Source organism: Polaromonas sp. P1_A2 (genome assembly GCF_056406895.1).
The window spans coordinates 136,325-151,324 of the sequence record NZ_JBFTZI010000001.1 but is presented as its reverse complement, the minus strand read 5'-3'; the positions used below and the strand labels follow the sequence as shown (position 1 = coordinate 151,324).

Genomic DNA, 15,000 nt, shown 5'->3' with positions numbered 1-15,000 from the left:
TATCTGACGGGCTATAACGCCCGCCGGACAGCCAGGCACGGGGGATTAAATGCGGCGGCGCTTTTGCGGGCGGCAGCCGTTGTGCGGAACCGGGGTCACGTCGGCAATGGAATTGATCCGGATGCCCAGTGCGCCCAATGCGCGAACAGACGATTCACGGCCGGGACCAGGACCCTTGATTTCAACGTCAAGGTTCTTGATGCCCTGCTCAATGGCGGCGCGGCCGGCGACTTCCGAAGCGACCTGCGCTGCGAAAGGCGTGGATTTGCGCGAGCCCTTGAAGCCCTGGCCACCGGAGGAGGCCCAGGACAAGGCATTGCCCTGGCGATCCGTGATGGTGATGATCGTGTTGTTGAAAGAAGCGTGCACGTGGGCGATGCCATCGGCCACGTTCTTGCGAACTTTCTTGCGAACGCGCTGTGCGGCGTTATTGCTTGGTGATTTTGCCATGACGACCTCTCAATTATTTCTTCAAAGCTGCAGCGGCCTTGCGCGGACCCTTGCGGGTGCGGGCGTTGGTCCGGGTGCGCTGGCCGCGCATGGGCAGGCCACGACGGTGGCGGAAGCCGCGGTAGCAGCCGATGTCCATCAGGCGCTTGATGTTCATCGTGGTTTCACGACGCAAGTCACCTTCGATGGTGAACAGGGCGATCTGCTCACGGATTTTTTCCAGGTCGCCGTCGGTCAGGTCTTTGACCTTCTTGGCGTAGGCGATGTCGCATGCTTCGCAAATCTTGCGAGCGCGCGTGCGACCGATGCCAAAGATAGCAGTCAAGCCGATTTCGGCGTGCTGCTGCGGCGGAATATTGATACCAGCGATACGAGCCATGTTCGTCCTCTAAAACTCTTGAAATCAGCCTTGACGCTGTTTGTGGCGCGGGTCCGTGCAGATCACACGGACAACGCCCTTGCGACGGATAACCTTGCAGTTGCGGCAAATCTTCTTGACCGAAGCTGAAACTCTCATTTCTATTACTCCTAAACTTTCACTCTGTGCCTACTTGGCACGGAAAACAATGCGTGCCCGCGATAAATCGTAAGGCGTCAATTCAACCGTCACCTTGTCACCGGGAAGGATGCGGATGTAGTGCATACGCATTTTTCCCGAGATGTGCCCCAGTACTACATGTCCATTTTCAAGCTTCACCCTGAAAGTTGCATTGGGGAGGTTTTCTACAACCTCGCCTTGCATCTGGATCACATCGTCTTTAGACATATCCCATCAAATACCCAGTTAACCGCCCAGTGACGTCTTGAAGTTCGCCTTTTTAAGCAACGACTCATACTGTTGCGACATCATGTAGTTCTGCACCTGGGCCATGAAATCCATGGTCACCACGACAATAATCATCAACGACGTGCCGCCGAAATAGAAAGGCACGTTGTATTTCAAAATCAGAAACTCCGGCAGCAGACACACGAATGTGATGTACACCGCACCTGCCAACGTCAAGCGCACCAGGATTTTGTCAATGTAGCGGGCCGTCTGGTCACCAGGCCGGATGCCGGGAATGAAGGCGCCGCTCTTTTTCAGGTTGTCCGCCGTTTCACGGCTGTTGAACACCAGGGCCGTGTAGAAGAAGCAGAAAAACACAATCGCGCTGGCATACAGCATCACGTAGATCGGCTGGCCGGGTGTCAGCGTGCTGGCGATGTCTTTCAACCAGCTCATGCTGTCACCGGCGCTGAACCAGCCCACCACCGTCGCCGGCAACAGGATGATCGACGAGGCGAAGATCGGAGGGATCACGCCCGCCATGTTCAGCTTCAGCGGCAAGTGCGACGACTGGCCGCCGTAGACCTTGTTGCCCACCTGGCGCCGCGCGTAATTCACGAGAATCTTGCGCTGCCCGCGTTCAACGAACACCACGAAATAGGTCACCAGCACGACGACCAGGACAATGATGATCGCCACAATAATGCTCATGGCGCCGGTACGCACCAGCTCCAGCAAACCGCCCATCGCGTTCGGCAAACCGGCCGCGATACCCGCAAAGATCAGGATCGAGATACCGTTGCCCAGGCCGCGCTCGGTGATCTGCTCACCCAGCCACATCAGGAACATGGTGCCGGCCGTCAGGCTGAAAACCGCCGTCATGCGGAACCCGAAACCAGGCGCCAGCACCAGACCCGGCGAGCTTTCCAGTGCCACGGCAATGCCCATGGACTGGAACAACGCCAGGGCCAGCGTGCCGTAGCGCGTGTACTGGGTAATCTTGCGGCGGCCGCTTTCACCCTCTTTTTTCATCTGCTCGAACGTCGGAACGACGTAGGTCATCAGTTGCATGATGATCGAGGCCGAGATGTAGGGCATGATGCCCAGGGCAAACACGGTGAATCGCGACAGGGCACCACCCGAGAACATATTGAACAGGTTCAATATGCCGCCTTGCTGGCCCTTGAAAAGCTCTTTCAGCTGGCCAGGGTCTATCCCAGGCACCGGGATGTGCGCGCCAATGCGGTACACCACCAGGGCCAGCAGCAAAAACACAAGCCTGTTGCGCAGGTCACCGTACTTGCCGGTTTTCGCAATTTGAGCCGAGTTGGTTGCCACTGATTTGTCCAGTCAGGTATTTAAGCGATGGAGCCGCCGGCGGCTTCGATCACGGCCTTGGCAGCCGCCGTGGCGGAAATGCCGTTCAGCTTCACAGCCTTGGTCAGTTCGCCGGTCTTGATGACCTTGACGTTCTTGGCCAGCTGGCCCACCAGGCCGGCCGTCTTCAGCGCCAGCAGATCCACTTCGGCCAGGCCGAGCTGCTCCAGCGCGCCGAGGGTGACCTCTGCGTTGAACTTCAGCAGGTGCGACTTGAAGCCGCGCTTGGGCAGGCGACGCTGCATGGGCATTTGACCGCCCTCGAAGCCCACCTTGTGGTAGCCGCCCGCACGGGACTTCTGGCCCTTGTGGCCGCGACCCGACGTTTTGCCCAGGCCGGAGCCGATGCCGCGGCCGACACGGCGCTTGGCATGTTTGGCACCTTGGCCAGGCTTGATTCCGTTCAATTCCATGATGAGTCTCCGCTCAGACAATCTTGACCAGATAGCTGATCTTGTTGATCATGCCGCGCACTGCGGGCGTGTCCTGCAGTTCGCTGACGCTATTGACGCCACGCAGGCCCAGACCGCGCACGGTGGCGCGATGCGATTCCTTGGTGCCAATCGGGCTGCGAACCAGCTGGACTTTGAGTTTGGTTTCTTTGGTCATTTCAATGCCGCCTTAACCGAAGATTTCTTCGACAGACTTGCCACGCTTGGCCGCGATTTCCGAGGCGGTCGTGGAGTTGTTCAGTGCATCCATGGTGGCACGCACCATGTTGTAGGGATTGCTCGAACCATGGCTCTTGGCCACGATGTCGGTAATGCCCATGACTTCAAAAACAGCGCGCATCGGGCCGCCGGCAATGATGCCGGTACCCTTGGGAGCCGGCGCCATCATGACGCTGGCCGCACCGTGGTGGCCGAACACATTGTGGTGAAGGGTACCGTTCTTCAACGAGACCTTGGTCATGTTGCGGCGCGCTTCTTCCATGGCCTTTTGCACGGCTGCTGGCACTTCTTTCGACTTGCCCTTGCCCATGCCGACGCGGCCGTCACCGTCACCAACCACCGTGAGTGCGGCGAAACCGAGGATACGGCCGCCCTTCACGACTTTGGTCACGCGGTTGACCGCGATCATTTTTTCCTTCAGACCATCGTCTGGAGCGTCGTTGTTCGATTTTGCTTGAAACTTAGCCATACTTAATTCCAGTCTGCTTAGAACTGCAAACCAGCTTCGCGAGCCGCATCAGCCAGCGCTTTGACGCGGCCGTGGTACGCAAAACCGGCGCGATCAAACGCCACTTTTTCTACACCTGCTGCTTTTGCCTTCTCGGCAATGCGCTTGCCAATGGCTTGCGCGGCAGCAACGTTTCCGCCTTTACCCGAGGCGCCGATTTCCTTGCGCACTTCGACTTCCGCGGTGGAAGCGGCAGCCAGAACCTTGGTGCCGTCGCCAGAGATAACGCTGGCGTAGATGTGCAGATTGGTGCGGTTGACGGTCAGACGGGCAACGCCTTGCGTGGCAATGCGGATGCGGGTCTGGCGTGAACGACGAAGGCGCTGCTCTTTTTTGGTCAACATGATGCAGCTCCTTATTTCTTCTTGGTTTCTTTGATCGTGATTTTCTCATCCGCATAACGGATGCCCTTGCCCTTGTAAGGCTCGGGAGGACGGACGGCGCGCACTTCGGCGGCGATCTGTCCCACACGCTGGCGATCGGAACCCTTGATCACGACTTCGGTCGGGGTGGGCGTTTCGACCTTGATACCGGCCGGCATGTCCATCACCACCGGATGGGAGTAACCCACCGTCAGGTTCAGCTTGGCGCCTTGGGCCTGGGCTTTGTAACCCACGCCGATCAGGCTGAGCTTCTTCTCGAAGCCCTTGGTCACGCCCGTCACCATGTTGTTCACGAGCTGGCGCATCGTGCCGCTCATGGCGTTGGCTTCACGCGAGTCGTTGGCCGGCGCAAAGGTCAGCTTGCCGGCATCGTTCTTGATGGTGACAAGCGCGTTCTGGGCCAGCGCCAGGGTGCCGAGGGCGCCCTTGACGTTGATCTGGTCGTCTTTCATGGCCACGTCCACGCCCTGGGGGACGGAGACCGGCATTTTTCCTACACGAGACATTTCAGTTTCTCCTCAATGCCGCCGTTAGGCCACGTAGCAAAGCACTTCACCACCGATACCGGTAGCGCGGGCTTTACGATCGGTCATGACGCCTTTCGGGGTCGTGACAATTGCCACACCAAGGCCGTTCATGACCTGGGGGATGGCGCCATGGCCTTTGTAGACGCGGAGACCGGGGCGGCTGACGCGCTCGATGCGCTCAATCACGGGGCGGCCTGCGTAATACTTCAGGGCGATTTCCAGCTGGGACTTGCCGTCGTCGGTCTTGACGGAGAAGCCATCGATGTAGCCCTCATCCTTCAGTACCTGCGCGATGGCAACTTTGACTTTCGACGACGGCACCAGCACAACGGCTTTTTCAACCATTTGTGCATTGCGGATGCGGGTCAACATGTCGGCGATAGGATCACTCATGCTCATTTTGCGGTTCTCCTATGCTTACCAGCTTGCCTTGGTGATACCAGGGATATCACCAGCAAAAGCCAACTCGCGAATCTTGGCGCGAGCCAGGCCGAATTGACGGAACGTACCGCGCGGGCGACCCGTGATCTCGCAGCGGTTGCGCTGGCGAGTCGGGTTGGCGTTGCGGGGCAACTTTTGCAGCTCAAGGCGAGCCAGGGCGCGCTCTTCATCGGAGCGCTTGGCGTCGTTGGACGCAGCCTTGAGTTCAGCGTATTTTTTGGCGAACTTGGCGGCGAGTTTCTCGCGCTTCAGTTCACGTTGCAGTAAAGCTTGTTTTGCCATGTCCCGCCTCAGTTCTTGAACGGAAAACGGAAAGCGGTGAGGAGCGCCTTGCACTCTTCATCGGTCTTTGCCGTGGTGGTGATGCTGATATTGAGACCGCGCAGGGCGTCAACCTTGTCGTACTCGATCTCAGGGAAAATGATCTGCTCTTTCACGCCGATGTTGTAGTTTCCGCGGCCGTCGAAGGCCCGGCCGGAAATACCGCGGAAGTCGCGCACGCGGGGCAGAGCCACGGTGACAAAACGATCGAGGAACTCATACATCTTCACGCCGCGCAGGGTCACCATGCAGCCGATGGGCAGGTCTTCGCGGATCTTGAAACCGGCGATAGCCTTCTTGGCCTTGGTCACGACGGGCTTCTGGCCGGCGATCTTGGTCATGTCGCCGACGGCGTTGTCCATGACCTTCTTGTCGGCGACAGCCTCGCTCACGCCCATGTTGAGCGTGATCTTGGTGATGCGGGGAACCTGCATCGGCGAGGTGTAGCCGAATTTTTCAACCAGGCTGGGGGCGATTTTTTCGCGGTACTGGGTTTGCAGGCGGGCCTGCAAAGCAGCTTGTGCTGCGGGTGCGGTCTTTGCCATGTTATGCAACCTTGATTTCTTCGCCGCTGGACTTGAAGACGCGCACTTTCTTGCCGTCAGCCAGGAGCTTGATGCCAACGCGATCCGCCTTGCCGGTTGCGGCATTGAAGATTGCCACGTTCGACTGGTGAATCGGCATGCTTTTTTCGACGATGCCGCCGGTGGTGCCCTTCAGAGGGTTGGGCTTGGTGTGTTTTTTCACCAGGTTAATGCCCTCAACCACGACATGGCTGTCGTCTTTGCGCAGCGAAATCTTGCCGCGCTTGCCTTTGTCGCGACCGGCGATCACGATGATCTCGTCGCCCTTACGAATCTTGTTCATGGCGCGTCCTTACAGAACTTCAGGAGCCAGGGACACGATCTTCATGAACTTTTCAGTGCGCAGTTCGCGCGTCACTGGTCCGAAGATGCGGGTGCCGATAGGCTCCAGCTTGGCGTTAAGCAACACGGCTGCGTTGCCATCGAATTTGACGAGGGAGCCGTCACCGCGGCGGATGCCCTTGGCGGTGCGAACGACCACAGCGCTGTAAACCTCGCCTTTTTTGACGCGGCCACGCGGAGCGGCTTCTTTGATGCTCACCTTGATGACGTCACCAACGCTGGCGTACCGGCGCTTGGAGCCGCCCAGAACCTTGATGCACATCACGGACTTGGCACCCGTGTTGTCAGCAACATCGAGCTTGGATTGCGTTTGAATCATTTAAATGTGTTCCCAACTTGCACCGGAAGACAATCCCTTGAGATCGCCAGCCAATCAGTCTTGGGCCTGTCGTCCACACCACAAACCACTTGTGATGCTTCCGTTAGGCAGAATTCCTCGCCTTTTTAGAGCGAAGCCCACGATTATCACTGAATCGCCTGGCAGTGTCAACCGGCTGGTGTGAAAATATCCCAACAGCGCTTTTGCATGCGGGCCTGGCGGCCCAGGAACCGCAAAGCCGCGGCTGGAACCGGTGCCCCCGAGGGAGTGAATTTCAGGGATGAAATCTAGCCTGGCATCAATACCAGAAAGAAAAGTCCGCTATAAAAAGCGGAGCGATTCAGGGCAGTACTCAGTCGGGCAGGCTCAGGTATTGGCCGCAGAGCGCCAAAAATGCGTCGAGCTGCGGATCCACCCCGTTTTCCTGCTGCAGCAGGGCCGCCACTTCCGGCCCCAGGGTCCGGGCCAGCGCGGCGTCCAGGAACAGCAGCCGCGAACGCCGCGCCAGCACGTCTTCCACCGTGCGCGCATATTCATGGCGGGCGGCAAAGCGCACCATGGCCTCGGTCAGGCCGCCGCCCAGCTCGTGGCCGGCGCCCGGCAGGCTGTCCAGGGAAGCCGCCTCGCTGCCATATAGATGAGGGCCGGGGGCCTCGCTGATCTTATGACCCGAGTTGTGAGCGCCAACTAACTTCAAATGCGCGGTGGTGCTGGCGGCCCGCGCGGGCAGCAGGGCCGCGCCAAAACATTTGTCCAGCACGTCCTCCGCCATGGCGCGGTAAGTGGTCCATTTGCCGCCGGTCACCGTGACCAGGCCGCTTTTGCTGACCAGCACCGTGTGCTCGCGCGACAGGGCCTGGGTGCTGCCGGCATCCTCGTCCGGCGGCTTGACCAGCGGCCGCAGACCCACCCAAATGCTTTTGATGTCAGCCGGGCCCGGGGCGCGGCTCAGGTAACGCGCCGACTCGCGCAGGATGAAATCGACCTCTTCCCGGAAAGGCAGCGGCTCGCGGGCCAGGTCGTGGCGCGGCGTGTCGGTGGTGCCCAAAATGGTTTTGCCCAGCCAGGGCACGGCAAACAGCACCCGGCCGTCGGCCGTCTTGGGCACCAGCAGGGCATGGTCGGTGGGCAAAAACGAGCGGTCCACCACGATATGGACACCCTGGCTGGGCGCCACCATGGGCTTGGTGTCGCGGCCTATGGCCTGGCCGTCCTGCAGGCGCAGCTGGTCCACCCAGACGCCGGCCGCGTTCACCACGCAGCTCGCGCGGATCTCAAATGTGCGGCCGGTTTCCTGGTCGCGCGCATGCAGGCCGGCCAGCTTGCCGCCTTCATGGATCAGGCCGGTGGCCTCACAGTAATTGACCAGCAGCGCTCCCTGGCGCGCGGCTGTGCGGGCCAGCGCCAGCGCCAGCCGCGCGTCGTCGAACTGGCCGTCCCAGTACTTGACGCCGCCCTTGAGGTCGCGCGGCTGCACCGTCGGCAAATACGCCAGGGTTTCCTGGCGATTGAGGAATTCGGTCGCGCCCAGGCCGGCCTTGCCGGCCAGCGCGTCGTACATCTTGAGCCCTATGCCGTAGAACGGCGCCTCCCAGAATTTGTAGGAAGGCATGACAAAAGGCAGCGGCTGCGCCAGATGCGGTGCATTGGCCAGCAAGGTGGTGCGCTCCAGCAAGGCCTCGCGCACCAGTGAAATATTGCCCTGCGCGAGGTAGCGCACGCCGCCGTGCACCAGCTTGGTGGCGCGCGAGGAGGTGCCCTTGGCAAAGTCGTGCGACTCCACCAGCACCACGGAAAACCCGCGCGCGGCGGCGTCAAGCGCCACGCCCAGGCCGGTGGCGCCGCCGCCGATGATGGCGATGTCGTAGTGGCGAGGCGCGGCCAGGCTGTCCATCAAGTCCTGGCGCCGCGTGGCGGCAGCAGGTGCGAATTCAGTCGACATGGGCTTTGATTCCCGTTCCATACAAACCCATTTTTTTAAAGTGGCGACGAGCTTACCCCAGCGCCGTGGCGGCAAGCGCCGCCCTCATCCGCAAAAAAGGGCCGTGCGGCACCCAAGCGCCGCACGGCCCCGCGGTTTAACGCACCTTGCCGTCTTTCCAGGCCTGCAGCAACTTGTCGTAGTTGATGGTTTCGCCCTTGGGCTTTTCATTGGCCAGCTTGGCCCATGGCGCGCCCTTGTCGCTCAGCCATTTGGCCGGGTCGCTCTTGGGGTTGAGCTTGGGCGCGCAGTGGGCCATGCCGGCGCGCTCCAGGCGTCCCATCACCTGGTCCATCTCGTCGGCCAGGTTGTCCATCGCGCCTTGCGGCGTTTTTTCACCCGTCACAGCCTGCGCCACGTTCTTCCACCAGAGCTGCGCCAGCTTGGGGTAGTCGGGCACGTTGTTGCCGGTCGGCGTCCAGGCCACACGGGCCGGGCTGCGGTAGAACTCGATCAGGCCGCCGTAGTTGGCGGCGTTCTTGGTGAAGTACTCGTGGTGGATGTCGCTGTCGCGGATGAAGGTCAGGCCCACCACCGATTTTTTGGCCGAAACGGTCTTGGAGGTGATGAACTGCGCATACAGCCAGGCGGCGGCGACCTTGTTGGCATCATGGTCCTTGAAGAAGGTCCAGGAGCCCACGTCCTGGTAGCCGTTTTGCATGCCCTGCTTCCAGTAGGGGCCGTTGGGGCCGGGCGCCATGCGCCACTTCGGCGTGCCGTCGGCGTTCACGACCGGCAGGCCCTTCTTGGTCATGTCGGCGGTAAAGGCCGTGTACCAGAAGATCTGCTGGGCGATCTGACCCTGGGCCGGCACCGGGCCGGCCTCGCCGAAGGTCATGCCGCTGGCTTCCTTGGGTGCGTACTTCTTCATCCAGTCCACATACTTGGTCAGCGCGTACACCGCGGCCGGCGAATTGGTGGCGCCGCCGCGCGCCACCGAGGCGCCCACCGGCGTGCACTTGTCGGCCGCCACGCGGATACCCCACTCGTCCACCGGCATGCCGTTGGGAATGCCCTTGTCGGCGGTCCCGGCCATGGACAGCCAGGCGTCGGTAAAGCGCCAGCCCAGCGACGGATCCTTTTTGCCGTAGTCCATGTGGCCGTAAATGGGCTTGCCGTCTATGGTCTTCACGTCGTTGGTGAAGAACTCGGCGATGTCTTCATAGGCGCTCCAGTTCAGCGGCACGCCCAAGTCGTAGCCGTATTTGGCCTTGAACTTGTCCTGCAGGTCCTTGCGCGCGAACAGGTCGGCGCGGAACCAGTAAAGGTTGGCGAACTGCTGGTCGGGCAGCTGGTAGAGCTTGCCATCGGGCGCCGTCGTGAAGCTGGTGCCGATGAAGTCCTTGAGGTCCAGGCCCGGGTTGGTGTATTCCTTGCCCGCGCCGGCCATGTAGTCGGACAGCGCCAGGATCTTGCCGTAGCGGTAGTGGGTGCCTATCAGGTCGGAGTCGGAGATCCAGCCGTCGTAAATCGACTTGCCCGATTGCATGGAGGTCTGCAGTTTTTCAACCACGTCGCCTTCCTGGATGATGTCGTGCTTGACCTTGATACCGGTGATTTCCTCAAAGGCCTTGGCCAGCGTCTTGGATTCGTACTCGTGGGTGGTGATGGTCTCGGACACCACCGAGATTTCCTTCACGCCCTTGGCCTGCAGCTTCTTGGCCGCGTCGATGAACCACTTCATCTCCGCCTGCTGCTTGTCCTTGGACAGCGTGGAAGGCTGGAATTCGCTGTCGATCCATTTCTTCGCTTCGGCCTCGCCGGCCCAGCCGGGGCTGGCCATGGCACACACCGCGGCCACTGCCAGTGCCGTATAACGCATCTTCATGACTTGTCTCCTCATTGGTTCACTCCCCGTGGTTGAAGGCTTGTTCGGCTCCGGGGAATATGAGCCGGGTTCCTTTTTCTGCGCACTTCTTTTTTCCTCACGTCCTGCCTAGCCCTTGCGCATGATCCATGCGAGCAAGACCATGGACAGCACAAAACTGATCCAGATGGAGGGGTCCGCCTCCAGCCCCAGCCAGCCGGCCAGCTTGCCGCTGATGCCGACAAAAATCAGGTTCACATAGGCCGCGCTGAGCAGGCCTATGAACAATCGGTCGCCGCGCGTGGTTTCCAGCGGCAGGAAGCCGCGCCGCATCGTCGTCGGCGACTTGATCTCCCACACCGTCATGCCCACCAGCATCAGCACGATGCAGCTGAAAAAAACCGCCACCGGCGTCGTCCAGGCCATCCACTCAAACATCTGTCATCTCCTTCTAGACCCTGCCCATCGCGAAACCCTTCGCGATGTAGTTGCGCACAAACCAGATCACGATGGCGCCCGGGACTATGGTCAGCACGCCGGCCGCCGCCAGCGTGGCCCAGTCCATGCCCGAGGCCGACACCGTGCGCGTCATGGTCGCGACGATGGGCTTGGCGTTGACGCTGGTCAGCGTGCGCGCCAGCAGCAGCTCCACCCAGCTGAACATGAAGCAGAAAAACGCCGCCACGCCCACGCCGGCCTTGATCAGCGGCAGGAAGATGCGCGTGAAAAAGCGCGGGAAGGAATAACCGTCGATGTAGGCGGTCTCGTCGATCTCGCGCGGAATGCCGCTCATGAAGCCCTCCAGGATCCACACCGCCAGCGGCACGTTGAACAGCAGGTGGGCCAGCGCCACCGCGATGTGGGTGTCCATCAGGCCCACCGTGGTGTAGAGCTGGAAGAAGGGCAGCAAAAACACCGCGGGCGGGGTCATGCGGTTGGTCAGCAGCCAGAAGAACACATGCTTGTCGCCCAGGAAGCTGTAGCGCGAGAACGCATAGGCGGCCGGCAAGGCCACGGTGATGGAGATCACCGTGTTGATGGCGACGTAGATCAGGCTGTTGATGTAGCCCGAATACCAGGACGGATCGGTGAAGATGGTCTTGTAGTTGTCCCAGGTGAATTGCTGGGGAAAGAAGGAAAAGCTCGACAGGATCTCGCTGTTGGTCTTGAAGCTCATGTTGACCATCCAGTAGATGGGCAGCAGCGCGAACAGGATGTAGGCGATGAGGAACAGCGTGCGAGCCTGGAATTTCGGTGTGTTCATTCCACGCCCTCCTTCTCCTGCGTACCCACCCGCTGCATCCAGTTGTAGAGGATGAAGCACAGCAGCAGGATGATCAAAAAGTAAATCAGCGAGAAAGCCGCCGCCGGGCCCAGGTCGAACTGGCCGACGGCTTTTTGCGTGAGGTATTGCGACAGGAAGGTCGTGGCATTGCCCGGCCCGCCGCCCGTGAGCACAAAAGGCTCGGTGTAGATCATGAAGCTGTCCATGAAGCGCAGCAGCACGGCGATCATCAGCACGCCGCGCATTTTCGGCAGCTGTATGTAGCGGAACACCGCGAACTTGCTGGCGCCGTCTATGCGCGCGGCCTGGTAGTAGGCGTCGGGAATCGAGCGCAGGCCGGCGTAACCCAGCAAGGCCACCAGCGGCGTCCAGTGCCAGACATCCATCATCAGCACCGTGATCCAGGCGTGCGTGGCATTGCCGGTGTAGCTGTAGTCAAAGCCCACCTTCTGCAGCATCGCGCCCAGCAGGCCTATGTCGGCCCGGCCGTAGATCTGCCAGATGGTGCCGACCACATTCCAGGGGATCAGCAGCGACAGGGCGACCAGCACCAGCACCAGCGAGGCTTTCCAGCCCTGCGCCGGCATGGACAGCGCCAGCGCGATGCCCAGCGGGATCTCGACCGCCAGCACCGCCAGCGAGAACGTGAGCTGCCGCCACAGCGCCGCATGCAAATCCTCGTCACGCATGACGGACGCAAACCACTCGGTGCCGACAAACACGCGGCGCTCGGGCGAGATGATGTCCTGCACCGAATAGTTGACCACCGTCATCAGCGGCAGGATGGCGGAAAAGGCCACGCAGATGATGACCGGCAGCACCAGCAGCCAGGCCTTCTGGTTAACAGGCTTCGTCGTCGTGCTCATGCTTCCACCAGTTCATCGTTGAGGTACAGGCAGGTGTGCGTGCCCATGACCTGCAGCCAGATCTCTTCGCCGACCTGCGGTGCGCGTGAGGCGGGGTTCAGGCGGGCTTTCAGGGTGTGCTCGCCGATGCGCGCCGTCAGCATCCAGTGCGTGCCTATGTCCTGCACCAGCGTGACGGTAAAGGGCAGCGCCGCCGGGTCGCCGGGCGCGGTCTTCACCACATACTCGGGGCGCACGCCCAGCTTGAGCTCGCCGTCGGGCATGGCGCGCCCGGGCGGCAGCGCCAGCGGCCGGTCCGCGACGCGCAGCGCGCCGCCGGACACCGTGGCCGGCAGGAAGTTCATGCCGGGCGAGCCGATGAAGTGGCCGACAAAGGTATGGCGGGGCCGCTCGAACAGCGCGTCGGCCGAGCCGGTCTGCACCGCGCGGCCGCGCGTCATCACCACCACCTCTTCGGCAAAGGTCAGCGCCTCGACCTGGTCGTGCGTGACGTAGATCAGCGTGAGCTTGAGCTCGTGGTGGATCTGCTTGAGCTTGCGTCGCAGCTGCCATTTGAGGTGCGGGTCGATCACGGTGAGCGGCTCGTCGAACAGCACGGCCGACACGTCGGGCCGCACCAGGCCGCGGCCCAGCGAGATCTTCTGCTTGGCGTCCGCCGCCAGCCCGGCCGCGCGCTGGTTGAGCTGGCCGCTCATGTCCAGCATCTCGGCGATTTCGCCCACGCGTTTTTTGATCTGCTCTTCGGGCACCTTGCGGTTGCGCAGCGGAAAGGCCAGGTTCTCGGCCACCGTCATGGTGTCGTAGATCACCGGGAACTGGAAAACCTGCGCGATGTTGCGCTGCTGCGGCGTCGCGCGCGTCACGTCCACGCCGTCGAACTTGACGCTGCCCTGCGAGGGCACCAGCAGGCCGGACATGATGTTGAGCATGGTGGTTTTACCGCAGCCCGAGGGGCCCAGCAGCGCGTAGGCGCCGCCGTCGCGAAAGCTCATGTTCAGCGGCAGCAGCGCGTAGTCGCTATCCTCGCGCGGGTTGGGCCGGTAGGCATGGGCCAGGTCCAGGTCAATGCGCGCCATGCGACCTCCGTGGAGCCAAAAGCAACGCGCCTTCGGCGTCGAAAACATAAACCTGCGCCGGGTCCAGGTACAGGGTGACGGGCGCGCCCAGATCGAAGTAGTGCACACCCGTGAGCTGCGCCACCAGCTCGCCCACGGTCGTCGCCACGTGGACAAAGGTGTCGGAGCCCGAGATCTCGGCCAGCTCGACCTTGCCGAGCAGTGCCACGTCGCCTTCGCGGGCCGTGATACGCAGGGCGCTGCCGCGAATCCCTGCCGTGAAAGAGGCCAGGCGCTGCGCCGGCGCGTCCGGCAGTTTCAGCGCCAGCGCCGGGCCGCCCGTCAGCTGCAGGCCCTGGGCGGCGGGCAGCGCCGCGACCAGATTCATGGGCGGGTCGCTGAAGGCCCTTGCCACGCGCAGCGACTGCGGCGCGTGGAAAACCTCGGCCGTCGGGCCATACTGCAGCAGCTCGCCGCCGTCCATCACGGCGGTGTAGCCGCCCAGCAGCAGGGCTTCGCCGGGCTCGGTGGTGGCGTAAATGACCGTGGAGTCGCCCGCGGCGAAGAGCTGGGTCAGTTCCTCGCGCAATTCCTCGCGCAGCTTGTAGTCGAGGTTGACCAGCGGCTCGTCCAGCAGCATCAGCGGCGCGCCCTTGGCCAGCGCACGCGCCAGGGCCACGCGCTGCTGCTGCCCGCCCGAGAGTTCAGCCGGGTAGCGGTCCAGAAACATGTCGATGTGCAGGCGCTCGGCCAGGCCGCGCACCTTGCGCTCTATGTCTTTTTCGCCGCGCAGCTTGAGCGGCGAGGCGATGTTGTCGGCCACGCGCAGCGAGGGGTAGTTGATGAACTGCTGGTAGACCATGGCAACGTTGCGCTCGCGCACCGGCATGCCGGTCACGTCGGCCTGGTTGACCAGGACCTTGCCGTGCGTGGGGACGTCCAGGCCGGCCATGATGCGCATCAGGCTGGTCTTGCCGGCCTGCGTGGCGCCCAGCAAGACCGTGACTTCGCCGCTGCGCGGCGCCAGGCTCATGTCGTACAGCCATTGCTCGGCGCCGACCTTTTTGCTGATCTGGTCCAGGGACAGCTGCATCACGCCGCTCCCCCGCCCCGCTGGGGCCGGAACAGGTCGCCACACACCCCGGCCGGCGCCGGGACAGGCAAGAAATTTGAAACAGTCAACAAGAAAGCGTCTCCCGAGGATTTGCAGACGGAACTTGATAAGTTCGGTTTTTTTCTATTTTTCTTCCTTTCTGATTGTTTTATCTAATTGTTTTCCCTTATCTGTTTCCTTTTGTTTCGATATAAAGTTTCCCC

22 protein-coding genes are annotated in these 15,000 nt (G+C 61.6%); all 22 read right to left on the bottom strand.

The window, feature by feature from the left end:
• Window positions 1-45: 45 nt before the first annotated feature.
• Window positions 46-450 (bottom strand): 30S ribosomal protein S11, encoded by a 405-nt coding sequence (rpsK, locus tag AC1D09_RS00745; protein WP_007869288.1) that lies wholly within the window; start codon window positions 448-450, stop codon window positions 46-48.
• A gap of 13 nt (window positions 451-463) precedes the next feature.
• Window positions 464-829 carry a 30S ribosomal protein S13 gene (rpsM, locus tag AC1D09_RS00740; RefSeq protein WP_074579313.1) on the bottom strand — a complete coding sequence of 122 codons (366 nt, stop codon included), beginning with the start codon at window positions 827-829 and terminating at the stop codon, window positions 464-466.
• Window positions 830-853: 24 nt separating this feature from the next.
• The gene (gene rpmJ / locus AC1D09_RS00735) at window positions 854-967 is read right to left on the bottom strand and encodes a 50S ribosomal protein L36 (RefSeq protein WP_028820150.1); all 114 of its coding nucleotides are present in this window, start codon (window positions 965-967) and stop codon (window positions 854-856) included.
• A 30-nt stretch (window positions 968-997) separates the two neighbouring features.
• On the bottom strand, window positions 998-1,216 hold the full coding sequence (gene infA / locus AC1D09_RS00730; RefSeq protein WP_007869286.1) for a translation initiation factor IF-1: 219 nt from the start codon (window positions 1,214-1,216) through the stop codon (window positions 998-1,000).
• An 18-nt stretch (window positions 1,217-1,234) separates the two neighbouring features.
• The gene (gene secY, locus AC1D09_RS00725) at window positions 1,235-2,554 is read right to left on the bottom strand and encodes a preprotein translocase subunit SecY (protein WP_477661527.1); all 1,320 of its coding nucleotides are present in this window, start codon (window positions 2,552-2,554) and stop codon (window positions 1,235-1,237) included.
• Window positions 2,555-2,574: 20 nt separating this feature from the next.
• A complete protein-coding gene (gene rplO, locus AC1D09_RS00720; protein WP_007869279.1) occupies window positions 2,575-3,006 on the bottom strand; it encodes a 50S ribosomal protein L15 in 432 nt (143 codons plus the stop codon).
• Between the two features lie 13 nt (window positions 3,007-3,019).
• Window positions 3,020-3,202 carry a 50S ribosomal protein L30 gene (gene rpmD, locus AC1D09_RS00715; RefSeq protein WP_007869277.1) on the bottom strand — a complete coding sequence of 61 codons (183 nt, stop codon included), beginning with the start codon at window positions 3,200-3,202 and terminating at the stop codon, window positions 3,020-3,022.
• Window positions 3,203-3,214: 12 nt separating this feature from the next.
• Complete coding sequence (rpsE, locus tag AC1D09_RS00710; protein WP_036838811.1) at window positions 3,215-3,733, bottom strand: 30S ribosomal protein S5; 519 nt, start codon at window positions 3,731-3,733, stop codon at window positions 3,215-3,217.
• A 17-nt stretch (window positions 3,734-3,750) separates the two neighbouring features.
• Window positions 3,751-4,116 carry a 50S ribosomal protein L18 gene (gene rplR, locus AC1D09_RS00705; RefSeq protein ID WP_007869273.1) on the bottom strand — a complete coding sequence of 122 codons (366 nt, stop codon included), beginning with the start codon at window positions 4,114-4,116 and terminating at the stop codon, window positions 3,751-3,753.
• 11 nt (window positions 4,117-4,127) lie between these two features.
• Window positions 4,128-4,661, bottom strand: coding sequence for a 50S ribosomal protein L6 (gene rplF, locus AC1D09_RS00700; RefSeq protein ID WP_007869269.1), 534 nt, complete (start codon window positions 4,659-4,661; stop codon window positions 4,128-4,130).
• 24 nt (window positions 4,662-4,685) lie between these two features.
• Window positions 4,686-5,081: a 30S ribosomal protein S8 gene (rpsH, locus tag AC1D09_RS00695; protein WP_477661526.1), complete on the bottom strand. Its 396-nt coding sequence runs from the start codon at window positions 5,079-5,081 to the stop codon at window positions 4,686-4,688.
• Between the two features lie 18 nt (window positions 5,082-5,099).
• Window positions 5,100-5,405, bottom strand: a complete 306-nt coding sequence (gene rpsN, locus AC1D09_RS00690; RefSeq protein ID WP_007869264.1) for a 30S ribosomal protein S14 — start codon at window positions 5,403-5,405, stop codon at window positions 5,100-5,102.
• An 8-nt stretch (window positions 5,406-5,413) separates the two neighbouring features.
• Window positions 5,414-5,989, bottom strand: coding sequence for a 50S ribosomal protein L5 (gene rplE, locus AC1D09_RS00685; RefSeq protein WP_413326983.1), 576 nt, complete (start codon window positions 5,987-5,989; stop codon window positions 5,414-5,416).
• 1 nt (window position 5,990) lies between these two features.
• Window positions 5,991-6,311 (bottom strand): 50S ribosomal protein L24, encoded by a 321-nt coding sequence (gene rplX / locus AC1D09_RS00680; protein WP_007869250.1) that lies wholly within the window; start codon window positions 6,309-6,311, stop codon window positions 5,991-5,993.
• A 9-nt stretch (window positions 6,312-6,320) separates the two neighbouring features.
• Window positions 6,321-6,689 carry a 50S ribosomal protein L14 gene (gene rplN / locus AC1D09_RS00675; RefSeq protein WP_007869247.1) on the bottom strand — a complete coding sequence of 123 codons (369 nt, stop codon included), beginning with the start codon at window positions 6,687-6,689 and terminating at the stop codon, window positions 6,321-6,323.
• A gap of 352 nt (window positions 6,690-7,041) precedes the next feature.
• Window positions 7,042-8,631 (bottom strand): glycerol-3-phosphate dehydrogenase/oxidase, encoded by a 1,590-nt coding sequence (locus AC1D09_RS00670; RefSeq protein WP_477661525.1) that lies wholly within the window; start codon window positions 8,629-8,631, stop codon window positions 7,042-7,044.
• 136 nt (window positions 8,632-8,767) lie between these two features.
• Window positions 8,768-10,498 carry an ABC transporter substrate-binding protein gene (locus AC1D09_RS00665; RefSeq protein ID WP_413326977.1) on the bottom strand — a complete coding sequence of 577 codons (1,731 nt, stop codon included), beginning with the start codon at window positions 10,496-10,498 and terminating at the stop codon, window positions 8,768-8,770.
• 108 nt (window positions 10,499-10,606) lie between these two features.
• Window positions 10,607-10,915, bottom strand: a complete 309-nt coding sequence (locus AC1D09_RS00660) for a DUF2160 domain-containing protein (protein ID WP_477661524.1) — start codon at window positions 10,913-10,915, stop codon at window positions 10,607-10,609.
• Window positions 10,916-10,928: 13 nt separating this feature from the next.
• Window positions 10,929-11,741 carry a carbohydrate ABC transporter permease gene (locus AC1D09_RS00655; protein ID WP_074579302.1) on the bottom strand — a complete coding sequence of 271 codons (813 nt, stop codon included), beginning with the start codon at window positions 11,739-11,741 and terminating at the stop codon, window positions 10,929-10,931.
• The gene (locus AC1D09_RS00650) at window positions 11,738-12,628 is read right to left on the bottom strand and encodes a carbohydrate ABC transporter permease (RefSeq protein WP_477661523.1); all 891 of its coding nucleotides are present in this window, start codon (window positions 12,626-12,628) and stop codon (window positions 11,738-11,740) included. The genes AC1D09_RS00655 and AC1D09_RS00650 overlap by 4 nt, the downstream gene beginning before the upstream one ends.
• Window positions 12,625-13,704, bottom strand: a complete 1,080-nt coding sequence (locus tag AC1D09_RS00645) for an ABC transporter ATP-binding protein (RefSeq protein ID WP_477661522.1) — start codon at window positions 13,702-13,704, stop codon at window positions 12,625-12,627. The genes AC1D09_RS00650 and AC1D09_RS00645 overlap by 4 nt, the downstream gene beginning before the upstream one ends.
• The gene (locus AC1D09_RS00640; RefSeq protein ID WP_477661521.1) at window positions 13,691-14,776 is read right to left on the bottom strand and encodes an ABC transporter ATP-binding protein; all 1,086 of its coding nucleotides are present in this window, start codon (window positions 14,774-14,776) and stop codon (window positions 13,691-13,693) included. The genes AC1D09_RS00645 and AC1D09_RS00640 overlap by 14 nt, the downstream gene beginning before the upstream one ends.
• Between the last annotated feature and the right edge of the window lie 224 nt (window positions 14,777-15,000).